17 protein-coding genes and 1 pseudogene are annotated in these 19613 nt (G+C 62.2%); 17 read left to right on the forward strand and 1 reads right to left on the reverse strand.

Features of this window, described 5'->3' with window-relative positions; translation table 11 throughout:
- The first annotated feature begins 64 nt into the window (after positions 1–64).
- The 10 genes and pseudogenes from KW849_RS08720 to metC all read left to right on the forward strand — a co-directional run bounded on the left by KW849_RS08720 (position 65) and on the right by metC (position 10365).
- On the forward strand, positions 65–907 hold the full coding sequence (locus KW849_RS08720) for a transporter substrate-binding domain-containing protein (RefSeq protein WP_218428997.1): 843 nt from the start codon (positions 65–67) through the stop codon (positions 905–907).
- Between the two features lie 61 nt (positions 908–968).
- The gene (locus tag KW849_RS08725; protein ID WP_218428998.1) at positions 969–1820 is read left to right on the forward strand and encodes a transporter substrate-binding domain-containing protein; all 852 of its coding nucleotides are present in this window, start codon (positions 969–971) and stop codon (positions 1818–1820) included.
- A complete protein-coding gene (locus KW849_RS08730; RefSeq protein ID WP_218428999.1) occupies positions 1817–3235 on the forward strand; it encodes an FAD-binding oxidoreductase in 1419 nt (472 codons plus the stop codon). The genes KW849_RS08725 and KW849_RS08730 overlap by 4 nt, the downstream gene beginning before the upstream one ends.
- Positions 3232–4443: an aminotransferase class I/II-fold pyridoxal phosphate-dependent enzyme gene (locus KW849_RS08735; RefSeq protein ID WP_218429000.1), complete on the forward strand. Its 1212-nt coding sequence runs from the start codon at positions 3232–3234 to the stop codon at positions 4441–4443. The genes KW849_RS08730 and KW849_RS08735 overlap by 4 nt, the downstream gene beginning before the upstream one ends.
- Entirely contained in the window at positions 4440–5174 is a 735-nt protein-coding gene (locus KW849_RS08740; RefSeq protein ID WP_218429001.1) for an amino acid ABC transporter permease, read from the forward strand. Before KW849_RS08735 ends, KW849_RS08740 begins: the two co-directional genes overlap by 4 nt.
- A complete protein-coding gene (locus KW849_RS08745) occupies positions 5164–5952 on the forward strand; it encodes an amino acid ABC transporter permease (RefSeq protein ID WP_218429002.1) in 789 nt (262 codons plus the stop codon). The genes KW849_RS08740 and KW849_RS08745 overlap by 11 nt, the downstream gene beginning before the upstream one ends.
- Entirely contained in the window at positions 5939–6775 is an 837-nt protein-coding gene (locus KW849_RS08750; RefSeq protein WP_218429003.1) for an amino acid ABC transporter ATP-binding protein, read from the forward strand. Before KW849_RS08745 ends, KW849_RS08750 begins: the two co-directional genes overlap by 14 nt.
- 17 nt (positions 6776–6792) lie before the next feature.
- The gene (locus tag KW849_RS08755; RefSeq protein WP_218429004.1) at positions 6793–7389 is read left to right on the forward strand and encodes a cysteine dioxygenase; all 597 of its coding nucleotides are present in this window, start codon (positions 6793–6795) and stop codon (positions 7387–7389) included.
- Positions 7386–7541, forward strand: a pseudogene (locus KW849_RS08760) (thiol:disulfide oxidoreductase); the annotation flags it as partial. The gene KW849_RS08755 and the pseudogene KW849_RS08760, both read left to right, overlap by 4 nt.
- 73 nt (positions 7542–7614) lie before the next feature.
- Positions 7615–10365 carry a cystathionine beta-lyase gene (gene metC / locus KW849_RS08765; protein WP_218429005.1) on the forward strand — a complete coding sequence of 917 codons (2751 nt, stop codon included), beginning with the start codon at positions 7615–7617 and terminating at the stop codon, positions 10363–10365.
- A 448-nt stretch (positions 10366–10813) separates the two neighbouring features.
- On the opposite strand, the gene KW849_RS08770 is transcribed toward metC, so the two are convergent.
- Positions 10814–12052, reverse strand: coding sequence for an acyl-CoA dehydrogenase family protein (locus KW849_RS08770; RefSeq protein ID WP_218429006.1), 1239 nt, complete (start codon positions 12050–12052; stop codon positions 10814–10816).
- A 391-nt stretch (positions 12053–12443) separates the two neighbouring features.
- Here KW849_RS08770 and msuE point away from each other — a divergent pair, with 391 nt between their 5' ends.
- The 7 genes from msuE to KW849_RS08805 all read left to right on the forward strand — a co-directional run bounded on the left by msuE (position 12444) and on the right by KW849_RS08805 (position 19574).
- On the forward strand, positions 12444–13007 hold the full coding sequence (gene msuE / locus KW849_RS08775) for an FMN reductase (protein WP_218429007.1): 564 nt from the start codon (positions 12444–12446) through the stop codon (positions 13005–13007).
- A 46-nt stretch (positions 13008–13053) separates the two neighbouring features.
- Complete coding sequence (gene sfnG, locus KW849_RS08780; RefSeq protein WP_218429008.1) at positions 13054–14154, forward strand: dimethylsulfone monooxygenase SfnG; 1101 nt, start codon at positions 13054–13056, stop codon at positions 14152–14154.
- Between the two features lie 15 nt (positions 14155–14169).
- Positions 14170–15333, forward strand: a complete 1164-nt coding sequence (locus KW849_RS08785) for an AMP-binding protein (RefSeq protein WP_218429009.1) — start codon at positions 14170–14172, stop codon at positions 15331–15333.
- 14 nt (positions 15334–15347) lie between these two features.
- Positions 15348–16139 (forward strand): ABC transporter ATP-binding protein, encoded by a 792-nt coding sequence (locus KW849_RS08790; protein ID WP_218429010.1) that lies wholly within the window; start codon positions 15348–15350, stop codon positions 16137–16139.
- A gap of 70 nt (positions 16140–16209) precedes the next feature.
- Positions 16210–17091, forward strand: coding sequence for a branched-chain amino acid ABC transporter permease (locus tag KW849_RS08795; protein ID WP_218429011.1), 882 nt, complete (start codon positions 16210–16212; stop codon positions 17089–17091).
- Between the two features lie 11 nt (positions 17092–17102).
- Positions 17103–18170 (forward strand): branched-chain amino acid ABC transporter permease, encoded by a 1068-nt coding sequence (locus KW849_RS08800; RefSeq protein ID WP_218429012.1) that lies wholly within the window; start codon positions 17103–17105, stop codon positions 18168–18170.
- A 78-nt stretch (positions 18171–18248) separates the two neighbouring features.
- Complete coding sequence (locus tag KW849_RS08805; RefSeq protein WP_218429013.1) at positions 18249–19574, forward strand: ABC transporter substrate-binding protein; 1326 nt, start codon at positions 18249–18251, stop codon at positions 19572–19574.
- Positions 19575–19613: the final 39 nt, after the last annotated feature.

The following is a 19613-nucleotide window of genomic DNA, read 5'->3' on the forward strand; positions in this document are numbered from 1 at the left end:
TGCACTACGCAGGATGCCCACTCATCAGATCGGGGTTACGCCGATCATCCATGAGGGGAAATCCATGTTGTTTGAGCGCACGCCTGTAAAACGATTATTGCCTGCGATATTGGGTGCCTTGATTTCGCTGGCTGCCAGCACCGCTTCCCAGGCCGATGCGACGCTGGACAAAATCGAGCAGCGTCATGTGCTGGTGGTCGGCGTGCTGCTGTCGGGTGGCCCCTTTGGCGGGATCGATCCAGCCACGCAAAAACCGCGAGGCCTGAACGTTGAGCTCGCTCAGGAGTTGGGTCGGCAGTTGGGTGCTGAAGTCGAACTGGTGACGGTGCTGCCGGCCAACCGTGTGCAGTTTCTGCAGCAGGGCAAAGTCGATTTGCTGATTGCCAACATGGAATGGACGGCGGAACGCGGCGAAATCCTCGGTTTTGTGCCGACGCCGTTTTACCGGGTCGGCGGCACCGCCGCAGTCCTCAAGGACAGCAAGATCAGCCGTTGGGAGGACCTCAAAGGGCAACCGGTCTGCACCTCTCAAGGCAGCAGCTACATCAAGCCGCTTACTGAGTTGGGCGTGGAACTGAAGGCCTTCAAGAGCTCGTCCGAATCCTTGCTGGCACTGCGCGGCAACAACTGCGTCGCGGCGGTGCACGACGCCACGCTGGTCAACCCGTTGATCGCCGACAGTGCCGAATGGAAGGACTACCGGGCGATCACCCCGGAACTGAACCCGGCGCCTTCGGTGATCTGGACCCGTCGCGGTGAAAGCGACACCCAGGCGAAGCTCGACCCGATCATCAAGGAGCTGCACCGCAGTGGCTGGTTGATCGAGGCCCAGACCCGCAACCACATCACGCCCGCATCGCCGGCGCTGGTCGAGCTGCAAAAGAAGTTTCAGGCCAACGGCGTCTGATTCATCTCATCGTCTTCAATACGCCGCCGCATTGCGCGACGGCCGTTCAAGGTAGTCGCGCATGAACCGTCATTTTTTCGCTAAAACCCTGTCCTCGCTGTGCCTGGCCGGTGCTGTCGCGTTGGCCGCGAGCTTCGCTCAAGCCGATGCCACGCTGGACAAGATCGAGCAGCGCCACGCCATCAGTGTCGGGGTGATTCTCAGCGGCCCGCCGTTCGGCACCATCGACCCGAAGACCGGCGAACACCTGGGCTACAACGTCGAACTGGCCAAGGGCGTGGCCAAGGCCTTGGGCGTCGAGGCCGACACCGTCTCGGTGCTGGCGCCGAACCGTGTGCAATTCCTGCAGCAGGGCAAGGTCGACATCCTGATCGCCAACATGCAATTCACCGAAGAGCGCGCAGAAATCCTCGATTACGTGCCCACGCCTTATGAAGAGGTGGGCGGCGCGGCGCTGATTCGCAAAGGTTCGGGCATTGCCCAGTGGGCCGACCTCAAAGGCAAACCGGTGTGCGTGTCCCAGGGCAGCAACTTCATCAAGCCATTGCAGGAAACCTACGGCGCACAGATCAAGGCATTCCGCAGTCAGTCCGAATCGTTGTTGTCCCTGCGCGGCAACGGTTGCGTGGCGGCGGTGCATGTCAGCCCGACCATGCATGCGTTGTTGAGCGATGCCGAATGGGCGGGTTACGAGATCCCGCTGCCGGGTGATTTGATCCCGTCCAACTCGGTGATCTGGTTGCGCAAGGGCGAGCAGGATACCCAGGCGAAACTGGATGCCATCGTGCGCGATTGGCACCGCAGCGGCTGGCTGATCGAACTCGGCGAGCGCACCGGCATGGCACCGTCTCAGGCGCTACGTGACTTGCATGAAAAATATCGCGACGCTGCGCCGCTGGCGGTGCTTCCGTGAGTCTGTTCGCGGACTTGCAGCAACTGCTCGGCGCGAGCCATGTGCAGAGCAGCGAAGAGGTCGCGCCGTACCTGACCGACAAACAGGGACGTTACGTTGGCCAGGTCGTTGCCGCCGTGCACCCGGCCAACACCGAAGAAGTTGCAGCCGTGGTCCGTGCCTGCGTAGCCGCCGATACGCCGGTGGTGGTGCAGGGCGGTAATACCGGGCTGATGGGCGGCGCCACGCCGGACGCCAGCGGTCGTGCGGTGCTGCTGTTGCTGGATCGCCTGAACCGGGTACGGGCCGTGGACACCGACAACGACACGCTGACCGTGGAGGCCGGCTGCATTCTGCAAAACGTCCAGGACGCTGCACGCAATGCCGGACGCCTGTTTCCCCTGAGCCTTGGCGCGCAGGGCAGTTGCACCATTGGCGGCAATCTCGGCACCAATGCCGGCGGCACGGCGGTGTTGCGCTACGGCAATACCCGCGAACTGACCCTGGGGCTGGAAGTGGTGACTGCCGAAGGTGAAATCTGGAACGGCCTGCGCGGTTTGCGCAAGGACAACACCGGTTACGACCTGCGCGACCTATACATTGGAAGCGAAGGCACCCTTGGAATAATCACCGCTGCCACGCTGAAACTGTTCCCGCTGCCCAAGGCGCAAGCCACGGCGCTGCTGGCCTTTGATTCGCTGGCGCAAGCGGTGGAATTTTTATCCCACGCCCGCGCCGGTTTCGGCGCCAGCCTCACGGCCTTCGAGTTGCTCAGTGCCGATTGCCTGGCGCTGCTGCGCGAACAATTCCCCGGAGGTCCGCAACCTTTCCTCGGTATCAGTCAGCCTTGGTTCGCCCTGTTGGAGCTGTCGGACAACCACAGTGAAAGCCATGCCCGCGAGGCTTTTGAAGCGGTGCTTGGCGATGCGTTCGAAAAGGACTTGCTGGCCAATGCGCTGATCGCCGAAAGCCTCGCGCAAAGCGAAGCGCTGTGGCTGTTGCGCGAAAACATGAGCGAGGCGCAGAAGCGCGCCGGACGCAACATGAAGCACGACATCTCGGTGCCGATTTCCCAGGTCGTGGCGTTCGTCAGCCACACCGATGCGCTGTTGCAGGCGCAATTCCCTGGTGTTCGCCATTTCACGTTCGGCCATCTGGGCGATGGCAATCTGCACTACAACGTCGCTCATCCGCTGGATTCGACGGTGGATGCGCACATGGCAAATTACGCGGCGCTCAGCCTGCTGGTGCACGACAGTGCCCATGCCCACGGTGGTTCCATCAGCGCTGAACACGGCATCGGCCAGCGCAAGCTGGGCCTGCTGGGGCGCTACAAAAGCCCAGTGGAGCTGGATCTGATGCGGCGTATCAAACAAGCCCTGGACCCGAAGAATCTGCTCAATCCGGGCAAGGTCGTGGAGGTAACTCAGTCATGACGCTCAGACTTTCCAAGCGTGTGCAGCGCGTCTCCCTGTCGGCCAATGCCGCCGCCAAATCCCGCGCGACCGAATTGCGTGAGGCCGGTCACGACATCCTCGATCTGACCACCGGCGAGCCGGATTTCGACACGCCTGAACACATCAAGCAGGCGGCTTATGCCGCCATCGCCGCCGGTGCCACCAAGTACACGCCGACGCCTGGGGTGAAAGGCTTGCGGCTTGCCGTGCAGCGCAAGCTCCAGCGCGAAAACCATCTCGACTATCCGTTGCCCTCCATCGTGATTGCCAACGGCGCCAAGCAGGTCATCTTCAACGCGTTCGCCGCGACCCTCGACGATGGCGATGAAGTGCTGGTGCCCACGCCTTACTGGCCATCGTTCCCGGACAGCGTGCGGTTCAACGGTGGCGAGCCGGTGTTCATCGAATGCGGGCTTGAGCAGGGCTGCAAGCTCACGGCACACCAGCTTGAACAACACATCGGTGAACGCACGCGCTGGCTGATCCTCAACGGCCCCGGCAATCCCAGCGGCGCGGTGTACGGCGCGGCGGAGTTGCAGGCGCTCGCCGAGGTGCTGCGTCGCCATCCGCAGGTATTGATTCTGCTGGATGAGCTCTACGAGCACATTCGTTTCGACGGTCAGCCGGCGCAGAACCTGCTCAATGTCGCACCGGACCTGCAGGAGCGTTGCCTGCTGGTGGGCGGTGTGTCGAAGACGTATGCCATGACCGGCTGGCGCATCGGTTTTGGCGCAGGGCCACAGGTGCTGACCAGTGCGATGGCTGTGGTGCAATCGCAATCCACTTCCGGGGCGTCCTCGGTGGGCCAGGCCGCCGCGTTGGCGGCCTTCGAAGGCGGGCTGGATTTCCTGCCCGAGCAGGTCGTGGCCTATCAGCAGCGTCGGGATCTGTTGGTGAGCGCCTTGCGCGCTGTCGACGGTCTTGAAGTGCTTGAGCCGCAGGGCGGCTTCTTCGTGTTTGTCCGTTGCGCCGGTTTGCTGGGGCGTTATCGCCCCGACGGCAACCGCTTGAACAGCGACGCTGACGTCGTCGCCTATTTGCTGGAGGAGGGCGTGGCCGGTGTGGCGGGCAGTGCCTATGGCTTGTCGCCGTGGTTGCGCCTGTCCATCGCCACCGCGACCGACCGCGTCGCTGAAGCCGGGCGCCGCATCGCTCGGGCTTGCGCGCAACTGCGGGGGACGGCATGAGTCACTGGCTGGATCTTTTCGTCCACTGGACCGCCGGTTTCGGTCTGAACTACAGCTTTCTGCTGGACGCCTATCAGCGCGCAAGCCTGGTGCAAGGCGCGCTGACCTCGGTGTGGTTGTGCCTGTTCACCATCGTTGGCAGTTTGCTCGCCGGTGTCGGCTTGGCGGCGATGCTGACGTCGGGAAAACCGTGGCTGGCGAAACCGGCGCGGGTCTTCGTCGAAGTCACTCGCAACACGCCGACGCTGGTGCAACTGTATTGCGCGTTCCTGGTGCTAAACATGTTGCTGACCCAGGCTGTCGGCGCGGCGAACCCGCTGACGCCGTTCGCCTGGGTGGTGATCGTGATCTCGCTGCACAAGGGCGCCTTTCATGCCGAGGCCTTGCGCGCCGGCATCGAAGCCGTGCCGGCGGTGACGCTGGAGGCGGCCAGTTCACTGGCGTTCAACGGTCGTCAGTTGCTGTGGAACGTGCAACTGCCGCTGGCGGTACGTTTCGCCTTGCCGTCGCTGATCAACAACCTGATCGACCTGGTGAAGATGACCGCCGTGGCCTCGGCGATTGCCGTCGGCGACATCACCTACGCGTCGATCATGATCTGGACCCAGAGCGATAACGTGCTGGAGCTGATGATCCTGATCCTGAGCTTTTTCGGTCTGCTGAGTTTTATCGTCAATTGTGCGGGGCGCTACCTGGAAGCGCGCCTGAGGATGCCCGGTTATGGCCATTGAATCGTCCGTCACCGCGCCGGTGGCCTGGTCGCGTCGGCATGTCGGCAAGCTGTTGCTGTTGCTCGGCACCGTGCTCTGGCTGCTATGGTTCGCCCCGCAAAGCCCGGTGCTCAAAGCGCTGTTGCAATGGTCGCCGGCCCTGGCGGTTGGCTTTGGCCAGAACATTCTGATCAGCCTGGTCGCCATCGCGCTGGGTTCGGTGCTGGGGTTGCTGGTGGGGGCGTTGGCGCTGTCGCCCCTGCGCCTGCTGCGTTTGCCGGCGCGGATCTGGGTGCAGGTTTTCCGTAACGCCCCCTGGCTGGTGCTGATTTATTTCACCACCTATGTGTTCCCGTTCGAGGTCAGGATCGGCAGCACCTATGTCTCGTTCCCCGACTGGGTCAAGGTCACCCTCGGGCTAGCGCTACCGGCGAGTGCCAACGTCGCGGAAATTTTCCGTGGTGCCATTGCCTCGATCCCCAGCACCCAATGGGAAGCCGCACGTTCCCTGGCGTTTACCCGCGGACAGATTTTCCGCTCGATCATCTTGCCGCAGTGCTTCAAACGCATGTTGCCGCCGTGGATGAACCTCTACGCCGTGATCACCATGGGCACGGCGCTGGCCTCGCTGGTGGGCGTGCATGACGTGATCGACACCGCGCAGATCGCCAGCAACACCGTGAACATGACCGGCTTCACCGTGGTGATTTACCTGAGCCTGCTGGTGTTGTTCTTCGCTTATTGCTACCCGATTTCCCGTCTGACCCAACGCCTGGAGCGACGTTATGCCTTCTACTGAAACCGTCGCCGAGCCTCTGGTCAGCCTGCGCGATCTGCACCTGTCGTTCGCCAACAACCCGGTGCTCAAAGGCATCGACCTTGATGTCCATCGCGGCCAGGCCGTGTCGATCATCGGCCCGTCCGGTTCCGGCAAATCGACCATTCTGCGTTGCATCACCGGGCTGTTGCAGCCGCAGCGCGGGACCATCCGCGTCGGCGCCACCGAGGTGCATAACCTGGCGCAGGAAGCCCAGCGCATCGAGTTGCGCAAGCGCGTGGGGTTTGTGTTCCAGCAGTACAACCTGTTCCCGCATTTGTCGGTGTTGGAGAACCTGGTGATTGCACCGCGCAAGGTGTTGGGGCGCAGCCGCGCCGATGCCGAAAAAGATGCGCGGGTCTTGCTGGCGAAAGTGCGCATGGAGCACAAGGCCGATGCCTATCCGGGGCAACTGTCCGGCGGCCAGCAACAGCGCGTGGCGATTGCCCGGGCGTTGGCGATGCGTCCGGAACTGATCCTGTTCGATGAAGTGACCTCGGCCCTTGACCCGGAAACCGTGGGCGAGGTGCTGACGGTAATTCGCGAGCTGACCGAAGAGGGCATGACCTGCGTGCTGGTCACGCACGAGATGCGCTTCGCCGAAGAGATCAGCGACATCGTTTACTTCACCGAAAACGGCGTGATCGTCGAACACGGCAGCGCCGCACAGATTTTTCAACGCCCGAGCAGTGAGCGCACCCAGGAGTTCCTGCGTCATGCCTTGGGTGATCCGGGGCGCCGTCCCGCCGTTGCCAACGATCCGTATCTGCTGACCAACCTGGGTCGCTACAGCCTGTCCGTCTAATACCGAGGAGCCTGTTCATGAGTACCGAAAACCGTGCCGCCGTCATCGAGGATTTCCTGAAGAAAATCCGTGTCATCAATCAACGCGGCGTCGACCGCGCCGCGCTGGTGGAAATCGTTGCCCTGCTCGAAGCACTGGCCGAGCGTCGTGACCTGTTCAATTTCGACGCCTTCCCGGCACCGGTGCCGGGGCAGGGCAGCACCGCGTTTCGCTACCGTCTGAATGACGACGGCGACACGCCGACGCTGTACCTGAACTCGTTGTTGCCGGGTAAAAGCACAATCGCGCACAACCACGAAACCTGGGCAATCATCAGCGCCGTCGAAGGCCAGGAAATCAACTACGTGTATGGCCGTGACGACGAAGGTCGCGAGCCCGGTTTCACCACCTTGCATCTGCAAAAGGAAGTGATCGTGCAACCCGGCACCTCGATTTCGTTTCTCGGTGAGGACCTGCATGGCATTCGCGTCGAAGGCGAGCAGGCGACCCTGCATTTCCACCTGTACGGCCTGCCGCTGGAATCCCTCAATGGCCGTTACGGCGTTGAGGCTGACGGACGCATTCTCAATTACAACGCCTCGCAAATGGCGCCGTCGATCAAGGCTTACGCATGATCGATCTTTACTACTGGCCGACCGGAAACGGCTTGAAGATCGGCATCCTGCTCGAAGAACTCGGACTGGATTACTGGGTGTTGCCGATCAATATCCGCGAGGGCGAACAGAAGCAGGTGTCGTTCCAGCGGATCAGCGCCAGCGGGCGTATGTGAAGGGCCACGAAGTAGCGGCCAATGAGCGCTCTCTGGCGCTTCAATAATTTCTTTTTCAAGCGGGACTTTCATGAGCCAGACCGTAACCCCGGGGCAATTGCAGCAGTGGCTGTTCGACGGACAGGAACTCGCCCTGTTTGATGTGCGCGAGCACGGCCAGTATGGCGAGGCCCATCTGTTTTTCGGGGTGAACCTGCCCTATAGCCGACTGGAGCTGGAGGTGCGGCGTCTGGCGCCGAATCCTCAGGTGCGGCTGGTGATCTATGACCAGAATGGCGGCGATGTCGCTGCACGTTCCGTTCAGCGCCTTCAGGCGTTGGGGTATGAGCGCGTGCACCTTCTCGAGGGCGGTGCCGAGGGTTGGCAGGCTGCCGGTTATCAACTGTTTGCCGGCGTGCATGTGCCGTCCAAGGCCTTCGGCGAGTTGGTGGAAGAGGTCAGTCACACACCGCACGTCACCGCGCAGCAGCTGGCCGAATGGCAAGCCTGTGGCGAACCGTTGGTGGTGCTGGACGGTCGGCCGTTCGACGAATACCGCAAGATGACCATTCCCGGTTCCGTGTGCTGCCCGAACGGTGAGCTGGGTTATCGCATCCATGACCTGGTGCCGGATGAAACCACGCCGATCGTGGTCAATTGCGCCGGGCGAACCCGCAGTATCATCGGCGCGCAAACGCTGATCAACCTGGGATTGAAGAACCCGATCTACGCCTTGGAGAACGGTACTCAGGGTTGGTATCTGGAAGATTTTCAGCTGGAGCATGGCAGCAGCCGTCGTTATGCCGATGCCGTGTCGGTCGCCTCTTTGGCCGCACAGCGTGTGGCCGCCGCCCGCCTGGCGGAACGCGCAGGGGTGAAAACCGTTGTGGCCGAGCAAGTCGCGCAGTGGGCCGAAGAGGCCGGGCGCAGTCTGTTTCTGTGCGACGTGCGCACTGCTGAAGAGTTTGCCGCCGGCAGTCTTCCCGGTGCACAACACACGCCGGGCGGGCAGTTGATTCAATCCACCGATCTGTACGTTGGCGTGCGTCAGGCGCGGTTGGTGCTGATCGACAGCGACGGCGTGCGTGCGCCGATTATCGCGAGTTGGCTGCGTCAGTTGGGGCATGAAGCCTATGTGCTTGAAGGTGGCGTGAGCAGCAGTCTGGCGTTGCCCGCAATCGAGGTTGAAGCTGAAGAGACGTTGCCATTGATCACGCCATTGGCACTGGCCGATGCGTTGAAGGATGACGCGGTCGCGCTGATCGATTTGCGCCCGAGCATGGCCTATCGCAAGGGCCATATTGCCAGCTCGCGCTGGTCGATCCGCTCGCTGTTGGCGACACATGTAGCCGGTGAGAACCGGCCGTTGGTGTTGCTGGCCGATGATCCATTGCTGGCCGCATTCGCGGCGCAGGAGTTGCCCGAAACCCAGCGTGCACAGCTGCGATTGCTGGACGGCGGACTGGCCGCCTGGCGTGCGGCCGGTTTTGTTGTGGAGGAACGTCCAGACACGCCTGCCAATGATCAGTGCATCGATTTCCTGTTCTTCACCCATGATCGCCACTCCGGCAACAAGGAGGCGGCGCGGCAGTACCTGGCCTGGGAAATCGGTTTGCTGGCGCAGATGAACGACGATGAAATCGCCAGTCTTAACCCCCTGCAGTCTCAAACCCGTGACGATGCGCGGGTGCGCACGCGCCTGGTTCATGCGGCGCGCACCGGGCAAGGCGTCGGTGGTCGATCAGTCAACGTGCCGGTCACCCGTTTAAGCACCGTGCTGTTCGATAACCTGGCGCAAATGCGCGACGCCCGTGCGCGCCGTGATAGCGAGCGGGTGCTGAGTTACGGCGCCCGTGGCAACCCGACGGCCTTCGCCCTGGAAGACCTGGTCACCGAGCTGGAAGGGGGTTATCGCACGCGCTTGTTCGGCACTGGCCTGGCAGCGGTCGCGCAGACCTTTCTGGCCTACCTGCGCCCCGGCGATCACGTGCTGATCACCGACGCGGTGTACGCACCGGTTCGGCGTCTGGCCCGGGAGTTTCTCCAACCGTTCGGTATTCAGGTCAGCTACTTCGCCCCCGACGGCAGCGACTTGCAGGCGCAACTGCAAGCCAACACCCGAATGGTCTACACCGAAGTGCCGGGTTCCTTGCTCTACGAACTCAGCGACTTGCCGGCCATCGCCGCCCTGTGCAAACCGCGAGGCATCCTGCTGGCGGTCGACAACACCTGGGGCTCGGGTTACCTGTACCGACCGCTGGCCCTCGGCGCGGACATCTCGATCATGGCGCTGACCAAGTACCTGTGCGGCCACAGCGATGTGGTCATGGGCAGCGTCTGCACCCGTGAGGAAACCTGGCAGCCACTGGCGGCCATGAGCGACACCTTTGGCGCCACCGTCAGCCCGGACGATGCTTATCTGGTGCTGCGCGGTGCCCGGACACTGGCAACGCGACTGGAGGTGCACGAGCGCCAGGCGCTGGAAATCGCCCATTGGTTGCAAAAGCAGCCGCAGGTGAAACGGGTGTTCCATCCGGCCTTGCCCGATCACCCCGGCCACGCCTTGTGGCAACGGGATTTCAAGGGCAGTAACGGCTTGCTGTCCTTTGAGCTCAACGAAGCGGACGACGCTTATGTCGAGCGCTTCATCGATGCGTTGCAGCTGTTCGGGCTTGGCGCTTCCTGGGGCGGTTTCGAAAGTCTGATCACCGTGGCCGATACCCAGGATCGCCAGAGTGCGGCGGACCGTTCACTGAGTCCGGTGTTGCGATTGCATATAGGGTTGGAGGATGTCGAGGCATTGATAGAGGATTTGAAGCGCGGGTTTGCTGCCGCAACGTAAGCCCGAGGTGCCTCGGTTGTCAAAATAGGGATGGCTGGATGGAGAGTTTTCAGGCGCCAATAGCAGCCATTTGTGGATTGAACGATGAGCCGGAGGGCAGGGTGCCAATTTACTCAAAGCGACCATAACGATCATTGCTTCGCCCCCCGGCTTGCGAGTGCACAGTGGTCGGTGCCGCTTGCGAATGCTGTTGCTCATACTGCGTTTCGGTGGTCGGGCACCGGTAGCCATAACCTATCAGGGAGTGGGCTTCTTGATACGAGTTTGTCCCGGCGTATTGAGCAGTACACGCGAGGAACGGCAGGTCATGGACCTATTACCCGTCTTATGGGACGTTGGTTCCTGGGCGTAGCGACGAGCCAGGGGCCAGACGCGTTGCTGGCCCGTGCTTCGTCGCTGGCCGATCAGGTGCAAGTGCCGGGGTATCTGGCACCCGCGTGATGTCGGCTTACTTCGATCCAGCGCCGATCTGCCAGACGTAGGGTGGTTCGCTGCCGTTGATTTCCCAGTCGCCGATGATGCGTTCCTTGTAGATGAGCGGGTTGTGCGAGGCTGCGGTGCGGGCGTTGCGCCAGTGACGATCGAGGGCCTTGCCGGTGCTGGTGGCTGAGGCGCTGAGGGCGTTGAACAGGTCACTGGTGGCGCGCAGCACCAGGTCGGCGATCACCACTTGGGCCTGGGCTGATTCCAGTTCGGCGGCGATGTTGGCCTTGCGTTCGGCGACTTCGTCATGGGCGAAACGGCTTTCGTACGCCACCTGCAAGGCGGCCGCCGCGCGCAGGGTGGTGGCGTGTGCGGCGTAGACCTGCGCCGATGCCTTGCCCACCACTTGCTGCACCTGGACGTCCTGGCTGACGTGGCTGGCATTGCCGGTGCTGAAGATGCGCGTGCGCTTGCGCACTTCTTGCGTGATGTCGTGCACCGCGGCACGCCCGGCACCGGTCTGAACCGCTAACAGCACCAGTTGATAGAAGGCTGTCTGGTACTTGAATCGGGTGGCGAAGTCGAGCAGGTTTTCGGGCTCCACCACGGCGTTTTCGAATACCGAGGTGCCGCTACCGGTGGTGCGCTGGCCAAAGCCATCCCAATCGTCGCTCTGCGTGATGCCCGGTTGTTGCACGCGGACGGCGGCAATCACGTCGGCACCGTTGTCATCGCGCAGGGCATAGAGGTCGATCCAATCGGCGAAGATGCTACCAGTGCTGTAGTACTTGGTGCCGTTGACCACCCAGTGATCGCCCAGGCGCGAGACGCGAGTGCCGACCTGGCCGATCTTGACGCTGCCGATTTCGGTCCAGGCATTGCCCACCAGATCACCCTCGACAAAACGCTTGAACCAAGTGTCCTGTGGTGCGTCGGCCTGAGCATTGAGGCGGTCTTCGACAAAGGCAAAGTGACCGCGCAACGCCTGTGGCAGATTGGAGTCCGCTTCGGCCAATTCGATCAGCAACTCAAACAGCTGGGACAGGGAAGCGCCGGCGCCACCGTACTGGATCGGCACACGCACAGCGCCAAAGCCGGCTTCCTTCAGCCATTTCACTTGTTCAAAGGGCAGGCTGCGGCTTTGCTCGCGCTCCAGTGCGCCGGCGGCGATGCGTGCAAAGATCGGCCGGAAGCGCTCGGCCAGGGCCTGGTAGTCGGTACCAGTGGAGAGGGGGTGTGGCAGGTGTTGTTGCTGGGCGGTCATGGTGCAGCTCCTTATGGCAGGCAAGAGAAGCAACAGAGCGGTCGATCTGTTGCGTACTGCTGTCAGTGCACAGGTCGTGCCTGGCGCTGTAAAAGCCGTTTTACAGGGCGTGCGGGGTGTCAACGGCGCTCACTCCTGTCGCCTGCCGGGCAACTTGTTGAAGCGCTGACCGCCCGACAACAGCGGCTCGGGCGGGGCTTGGTGCCAAACGCCGCGAGACAACTGTTGTGAACGCAACAGTTGATCAACAGCCTGTCCGTTGGACGACACTGCGGCGTTTTAAGAAAATCGTATAACTAATTGATTTATATTGAATTATTTAAGTGGCACGGTTGCTGCTCTAGTCCTTGTGCAGGTGCCGCGGTGGCCTCTGCCACCACGAGGACGGGCAATGGGCAACACACTGAAAGTGGTCGCGGTATCCGGGAGCGTGCAGCGGCCTACGCGCACCCTGGTGCTGCTCAAGGCGCTGATCGCCGGTCTTGCGCAACAACTGCCGATCGAGCTGCACCTGATCGAGTTGTCCGAGGTCGGCCCGCAGTTTGCCGGGGTGCTGCGCCGTGAAGACTTGCCCGCTGCGGTCGAGGCCGATCTGCAGGCCATTGAAACGGCCAACCTGCTGATTGCTGCCAGCCCGGTATACCGCGCCTCGTACACTGGACTGTTCAAGCACCTGTTCGATTTCGTCCATCACCAGGCGTTGAACAACGTACCGGTGTTGCTGGCCGCCACCGGTGGCTCGGACCGCCACGCCCTGATCATCGATCACCAGTTGCGCCCGCTGTTCGGCTTTTTCCAGGCCCTGAGCTTGCCCATCGGTGTGTATGCCGCCGAAGCCGATTTCACCGATTACCAGATCACCAGCCCGCAGTTGCTCGAACGCATCGAGCGCGCTGTCGAGTCGGCGGTACTGAGCCTCAATCCGACTGTTCAACCGGACTCCAGCGCAGCCTGACGTCCCCGGTCGACCCTCACTTCAACGAATCAATGGAGTACATGCAATGAGCCAGGACAACATCAAGTTTGCCTACTGGGTTCCCAACGTCAGCGGCGGCCTTGTGGTCAGCAAGATCGAACAGCGCACAGGCTGGGACATCGATTACAACCGCAAGCTGGCGCAAATCGCCGAAAAGGCCGGCTTCGAATACGCCTTGTCACAGATCCGCTTCACCGCCGGTTATGGCGCCGAAAACCAACACGAATCGGTGACCATCAGCCACGCACTGTTGGCCGCCACCGAGAAGCTCAAGGTGATTGCGGCCATCCTGCCTGGCCCATGGAGTCCGGTGCTGGCGGCCAAGCAGCTGGCCACCATCGACCAGTTCACCAACGGTCGCGTCGCGGTGAATATCGTGTCGGGCTGGTTCAAGGGCGAGTTCCGCGCCATTGGCGAGCCATGGCTGGACCACGATGAGCGCTATCGTCGCTCGGAAGAATTCATCCAGGCGCTGAAGGGCATCTGGACCCAGGACAACTTCAGTTTTCATGGCGATTTCTACCGCTTCCACGACTACACCCTCAAACCCAAGCCATTGCAGCAACCGCACCCGGAAATCTTCCAGGGTGGCAGCTCGCGCGCGGCGCGGGACATGGCTTCGCGGGTCTCCGATTGGTACTTCACCAACGGCAACACTGTCGAAGGCATCAAGGCTCAGGTCGACGACATTCGGGCCAAGGCCGCGATCAATGGCCACTCGGTGAAAGTAGGGGTGAACGCCTTTGTCATCGCCCGTGAAACCGAGGCCGAGGCCCGCGCGGTGTTGCAGGAAATTATCGCCAAGGCCGACCCCGAGGCCGTCAACGGTTTCGGCAGCGAGGCGAAGAACGCAGGTGCCTCAAGCCCCGAAGGCGAAGGCAACTGGGCCAAGTCCACCTTCGAAGACCTGGTGCAGTACAACGATGGTTTCAAGACCAATCTGATCGGTACGCCTGCGCAGATTGCCGAACGCATCGTCGCACTCAAGGCGGTGGGTGTGGACCTGGTGCTCAGTGGCTTCCTGCACTTTCAGGAGGAGGTGGAGTACTTCGGCCGCAAGGTGTTGCCGCTGGTGCGTGAGCTGGAGCGCGAGGCGGTGGCGACCAAAACTGCGGCACTGGCGTAAGGGACGGGAAAGGTCATGCCGACATTCACCGATAACCCGCAACCCGCCGCAGGTACCTTGCCGCAGTGGCTGCAACAGCAGGCACGTCAGCATGGGACGGGCATCGCCCTGCGCCATAAGCGCCTGGGGGTGTGGCAGGTGCTTACCTGGCGCCAATTGGCCGCTGAGGTTCAACGCCTGTCCACGGCCTTGCTGGCGCGTGGTTTTGTGCCTGGTACGACGTTGGTGATTGTCAGCCGCCCGCGGCCGGAGGCATTGATCGCTGCCCTGGCGGCACAGTGGTTGGGCGGCGTGGCCGCGCTGTTGGATCCGCTGGAAGCTGCGGCCGCGCAGGTGGCGTTGCTGCGTGAGCTGCACAGTGAATGGGTGTTCGCCGAAGGTCATGAGGAGATTCAGCGCCTGCGCGCCGCCGGACTGGCGCCCAGGCTGCTGATTTACGCCGACGGCCGCGGCCTGGCTGAGGTGAGTCAGGCCTGTGACACCCTGGCGTTCGCACAACTGCAGCAGCAAGGCAGCGATCACCGGCTGGAGCCCCAGGCCCGCGCCGAGCGCACAGCCTTTGCTTTCTATCGTCTGGACGCAGGGCAGGGCATCGAGCAGCAGCGCATCAGCCACGCCGAGTTGCTACGGGAAGGCCGGCGCCTGGTGCACAGTGAGCAGTTGGGGCGGCAGGACGAAGCCCTGGCGGCGCGAGCGTTTGCCGCGGGTGGTCAAGCGCGTTATTTGCTGGCGCCTTGGTTGATTGCCGGCTTTCGCCTGAACTTTCCGGAGAACCTGTCGACTCGCGACCAGGACCGTCGTGAGTTGGGCCCGACGCTGGTGGCCGGCACCCGGGAAACCTACCAGCGCCTGCATACCCAGGTTCTGGCCCGCTTGCCGGAGCCAGGCAGCTGGCGCCGGCGAATGGTGGATTGGGCGCTGGTGGCGCACCCCGGTGCGCTGCAACGGCACCTGGGGTATTGGCTGATCAGCCGGCCGTTGCGCGATGTCCTCGGTTTTTCTCGTACCCGTGCACCGTTGCTGGTGGGCGAGGCACTTGCACCGCCAACCCTGGCGTTTTTCCAGGCGTTGGCTATTGAGGTACGCACCTGGCCGGATCCGGCGCAGTGGCACCGCCCCGCGCCGTGGCCAGCTCCGCTGGTCAACGGCTGGATCGAAGACAGCACGCAACCGGCCTGACAAGGACATGATTCATGGCACAGACACAGGCGACAAAGGTTGAACATCTGCTGGTGCTGGAAAACATTGGGTTGTCGTTCAAGGGCGTCAAGGCGGTGACCGACATCAGCTTTGCCGTGGCAGCCGGGGAGATTTGCGCCTTGATCGGTCCCAACGGTGCGGGAAAAAGCTCACTGCTGAATGTGATCAACGGCGTGTACCAGGCCCAGCAGGGACGCATCCGCTTTGCCGGAGAAGAGCACCTTCGCATGCGCCCGCATGATGTGGCGGTGCGCGGTATTGCCCGCACCTTTCAGAACATCGCCTTGTTCAAAGGCATGAGTGTGCTCGACAACGTGCTCACCGGACGCACCCTCAAGCGTCGCAGCAGCTGGATCGAGCAGGCCCTGCGCATCGGCCGCGCTGCGGGCGAAGACGACCGCCAGCGGGAGGCGGCCGAACGGGTCATCGACTTTCTGCACATCCAGCAGTGGCGCGACACCCTTGTCGGCAAGCTGCCCTATGGTTTGCAGAAACGGGTGGAACTGGCCCGTGCCCTGGCCTGCGAACCGCGCTTGCTGTTGCTGGACGAACCGATGGCCGGGATGAACGCCGAAGAGAAGCAGCAGATGAGCCGGTTCATCGTCGACATCAACCGTGAGCTGGGTACCACAGTGATATTGATCGAGCACGACATTGGTGTGGTCATGGGCATTAGCGATCACGTAGTGGTGCTCGACTATGGCCGCAAGATCGGCGACGGCCCGCCCGATGAGGTGCGGAAAAACCCCGAGGTGATTGCCGCCTACCTCGGCACGCGCCACTAACCCCCCGACTCTACAGCGCCGCCGGCTATCGGGTGGCCGGGGACTCTTTGCCCGCAACACAGGAAGGCTCATGGAATTTTTCTTCGAGGTGCTGATCGGCGGGCTGTTGGCCGGGGTGATGTACGCCCTGGTGGCCATCGGCTTTGTTCTGATCTACAAGGCGTCCGGCGTCTTCAACTTCGCCCAGGGCGCGATGGTGCTGTTTTCGGCACTGACTTTCGTCAGCCTGCTGGAGCGCGGGGTGGCGTTCTGGTTGGCGTTCGTCATCAGCCTGGCGGCGATGGTGCTGCTGGCGGTGGCGGTGGAGCGGGTGGTGTTGCGCCCGCTGGTCAACCGTTCACCAATCACCTTGTTCATGGCGACCCTCGGTCTGTCCTACGTGATCGAGGGATTCGCCCAGGCGCTGTGGGGCGCCCAGGTACATGGGCTGGAACTGGGCATAAGCGATGAGCCGCTTGAGCTGGGCGGCATGCTGCTGTCGAAGTTCGACATTTTTGCCGCCGTGACCGCCGCGCTGCTGGTACTGGCGCTGTCGCTACTGTTCAACAAGACCCGTATCGGTTTGTCCTTGCGTGCCGTGGCCGATGACCCGCTGGCGGCGTTGGCCGTGGGCATCCGCCTGCAACGGGTCTGGGTGTTGGTGTGGGCGGTGGCCGGGTTTGTCGGTCTGGTGGCCGGCCTGCTCTGGGGGGCGCGGCTGGGAGTGCAGTTCTCGTTATCGCTGGTGGTGCTCAAGGCCTTGCCGGTGCTGATCATCGGCGGCTTCACCTCGATCAGCGGAGCGATTGTCGGCGGCTTGATCATCGGCGCCTCGGAGAAGCTGGCCGAAGTGTATCTGGGCCCCGTGATCGGTGGCGGTATCGAGAACTGGTTTCCCTATGTGCTGGCGTTGCTGTTCCTGCTGGTACGCCCGGCCGGGTTATTTGGCGAACGCGCGATCGAGCGGGTTTAAGGAGAGGCGTGATGTTTTATCAGGAAACCGGTCAGTTCAGTACTCGCTATGCCCAGGACCGTCGGGTGTTTCGCCTGCGTCAGGACCGTTACGGCCTGGTTGCCTTGCTGCTGTTGGCCTTTGTCGGTGTGCCGTATCTGGGTAACGACTATTGGTTCAGCGCCATTCTGATTCCGTTTCTGGTGCTGTCACTGGCCGGGCTGGGGCTGAACCTGCTGACCGGCTATGCCGGGCAGTTGTCGCTGGGTTCGGCGGCGTTCATGGCGGTGGGCGCCTTTGCCACTTACAACGTTGAGCTGCGGGTGCCGGGCTCGCCGTTGTTGCTCAGCATGGCCCTGGGCGGGGGAGTGGCAGCGCTGGTGGCGCTGCTGTTCGGTCTGCCCAGCCTGCGGATCAAGGGTTTCTATTTGCTGGTGTCGACCCTCGCCGCGCAGTTTTTTGTGACCTGGGCGCTGACCCGCTTCAGCTGGTTCTCCAATAACAGCGCTTCGGGGGTGATCAGCGCACCGCGTCTGGAGATTCTTGGTGTGGATCTGAACTCGCCGGTGGGGCGTTACCTGCTGACCCTGGGCGTGGTGGTGGCGTTGTTCTGGCTGGGCAAGAACCTGGTGCGCAGCGAGCTGGGGCGTAACTGGATGGCGGTGCGTGACATGGACACCGCCGCTGCGGTGATGGGCATTGCGTTGTTCAAGGCAAAGCTGCTGGCGTTTGCCATCAGCGGGTTCTTTCTCGGGGTGGCCGGGGCGCTTTGGGCCTTCACCTACCTGGGGACCGTGGAGCCCCACGGTTTTGACCTGAATCGATCTTTCCAGATCCTCTTCATCATCATTATCGGTGGCCTGGGCAGCATCCTCGGCAACTTCCTGGGCGCGGCGTTCATCGTGTTGTTTCCGGTGCTGCTGTCGAACCTGGTGGCCTTGTTGCCGGCCGGGCTGATCGATGCCGGACAGATAGAAAACCTGCAGAAGATGGCATTTGGCGCCCTGATCATTGTGTTCCTGATCAAGGAGCCGGAGGGCCTGGCGCGCCTCTGGCAGAAGTTTCGAGAGCGCGCCCGGGTGTGGCCGCTGCGCTACTGAGCGACTCGACATAGGCGCCGGTTGCTCTGAATCCCTTTGGTTGACCCTTCACTTGATGACTTGATAAGGAAAACATCGATGTTGAAAACATCTCTACTCAGTAGCCTCGCCCTGGCCGTCAGTCTGAGCACTGCCACATTGACCGCGCAGGCGGATAACGAACAGTACTTCCCGCTGCAGAGCTATCGGGTCGGTCCTTATGCCGCCGGTGGTACCGGGTTTTTTGGTGGTTTTATCGACTACCTCAAGTACGTCAATGCCAATGGCGGGGTCAACGGCGTCAAGCTGACCTGGAGCGAGTGCGAAACCGAGTACGTGGTCGAGAAGGGCGTGGAGTGCTACGAGCGTCTGAAAAAAGGCCTCAATGGTGCGCCGGCTGCCGCCACTAACCCGCTGTCAGTGGGCATCGCCTATGCCACCCTTGAGCGCTCGACCACGGACAAACTGCCGCTGATCACCATCAATCACGGCCGCACCGACTCCACTGACGGCAGCGTTTTCCCCTACGCCTTCCCCTTGCAGCTGAACCCGTACTCCGAAGTCTCGGCGATCATCAACTACATCGGCCAGCAGGCGGGGGGGCTGGACCAGCTCAAGGGCAAGAAGATCGTCACCCTGTATCACGGCTCGCCCTACGGTAAGGAAACCAATGAGGTGTTGCAGACCCTGGCCGACAAGTACGGGTTCAAGCTGACCCTGCTGGAAGTGCCCCATCCGGGTAACGAGCAGCAGTCGCAATGGCTCAACATTCGCCGGGAAAAACCCGACTGGGTGATTCTGCGCGGCTGGGGCGTGATGAACCCGGTGGCGTTGAAAACCGCGCAGAAAGTCGGCTTCCCGGTGGATCACATCATCGGCAATATCTGGAGCAACTCCGAGGACGATGCCGCCCCGGCCGGTGCCGCCGCCAAAGGCTTTATTGCGATCACCACGCACCCCTCGGGCAGCGATTTCCCGGTCTTGCAAGGCATCCAGCAGCAGGTGGTGGCCAAGGGCAATGGTGACCTGGCCGATCCGAAACGCTTTGGCACCGTGTATTACAACCTGGGGGTGGTGAACGGCATTCTCAACGTTGAAGCCGTGCGCATTGCGCAGGAAAAATTCGGCAAGCAGCCGCTGACCGGCGAGCAGGTGCGCTGGGGCTTCGAGCACCTCAAGCTGGACGATGCCCGCCTCAAGGAGCTGGGCGCACAGGGCCTGGTGCAACCCTTGCAACTGTCGTGCGCCGACCATGAAGGCGGCGGGGCAGTGCGCTTCCAGCAGTGGGATGGCAGCCAGTGGAAGCTGATCAGCGACTGGGTGCAGGCGGACCGTGTCTTGCTCAGGCCGATCATCGAAGCCTCGTCGCACCAGTACGCCAGGGAAAAGGGCATCACACCGCGCGATTGCGCCAAGGAAACCTGATGGCTGTAGGAGCTGGTGTTCCCCGGGATTGCGTGAAGA

It is taken from the genome of Pseudomonas sp. PDM26, assembly GCF_019219185.1.
Lineage (GTDB): Bacteria > Pseudomonadota > Gammaproteobacteria > Pseudomonadales > Pseudomonadaceae > Aquipseudomonas.

Excerpts from the sequence above, each read along its gene's own strand:
- KW849_RS08785 (WP_218429009.1), top strand. The coding sequence starts at position 14,170 with ATGCCGACATTCACCGATAACCCGCAACCCGCCGCAGGTACCTTGCCG.
- KW849_RS08800 (WP_218429012.1), top strand. The coding sequence starts at position 17,103 with ATGTTTTATCAGGAAACCGGTCAGTTCAGTACTCGCTATGCCCAGGAC.
- KW849_RS08735 (WP_218429000.1), top strand. The coding sequence starts at position 3,232 with ATGACGCTCAGACTTTCCAAGCGTGTGCAGCGCGTCTCCCTGTCGGCC.
- KW849_RS08805 (WP_218429013.1), top strand. The coding sequence starts at position 18,249 with ATGTTGAAAACATCTCTACTCAGTAGCCTCGCCCTGGCCGTCAGTCTG.
- KW849_RS08770 (WP_218429006.1), bottom strand. The coding sequence starts at position 12,052 with ATGACCGCCCAGCAACAACACCTGCCACACCCCCTCTCCACTGGTACC.
- KW849_RS08750 (WP_218429003.1), top strand. The coding sequence starts at position 5,939 with ATGCCTTCTACTGAAACCGTCGCCGAGCCTCTGGTCAGCCTGCGCGAT.
- msuE (WP_218429007.1), top strand. The coding sequence starts at position 12,444 with ATGGGCAACACACTGAAAGTGGTCGCGGTATCCGGGAGCGTGCAGCGG.
- KW849_RS08755 (WP_218429004.1), top strand. The coding sequence starts at position 6,793 with ATGAGTACCGAAAACCGTGCCGCCGTCATCGAGGATTTCCTGAAGAAA.
- KW849_RS08745 (WP_218429002.1), top strand. The coding sequence starts at position 5,164 with ATGGCCATTGAATCGTCCGTCACCGCGCCGGTGGCCTGGTCGCGTCGG.
- sfnG (WP_218429008.1), top strand. The coding sequence starts at position 13,054 with ATGAGCCAGGACAACATCAAGTTTGCCTACTGGGTTCCCAACGTCAGC.
- KW849_RS08720 (WP_218428997.1), top strand. The coding sequence starts at position 65 with ATGTTGTTTGAGCGCACGCCTGTAAAACGATTATTGCCTGCGATATTG.
- KW849_RS08725 (WP_218428998.1), top strand. The coding sequence starts at position 969 with ATGAACCGTCATTTTTTCGCTAAAACCCTGTCCTCGCTGTGCCTGGCC.
- KW849_RS08740 (WP_218429001.1), top strand. The coding sequence starts at position 4,440 with ATGAGTCACTGGCTGGATCTTTTCGTCCACTGGACCGCCGGTTTCGGT.
- metC (WP_218429005.1), top strand. The coding sequence starts at position 7,615 with ATGAGCCAGACCGTAACCCCGGGGCAATTGCAGCAGTGGCTGTTCGAC.
- KW849_RS08790 (WP_218429010.1), top strand. The coding sequence starts at position 15,348 with ATGGCACAGACACAGGCGACAAAGGTTGAACATCTGCTGGTGCTGGAA.
- KW849_RS08795 (WP_218429011.1), top strand. The coding sequence starts at position 16,210 with ATGGAATTTTTCTTCGAGGTGCTGATCGGCGGGCTGTTGGCCGGGGTG.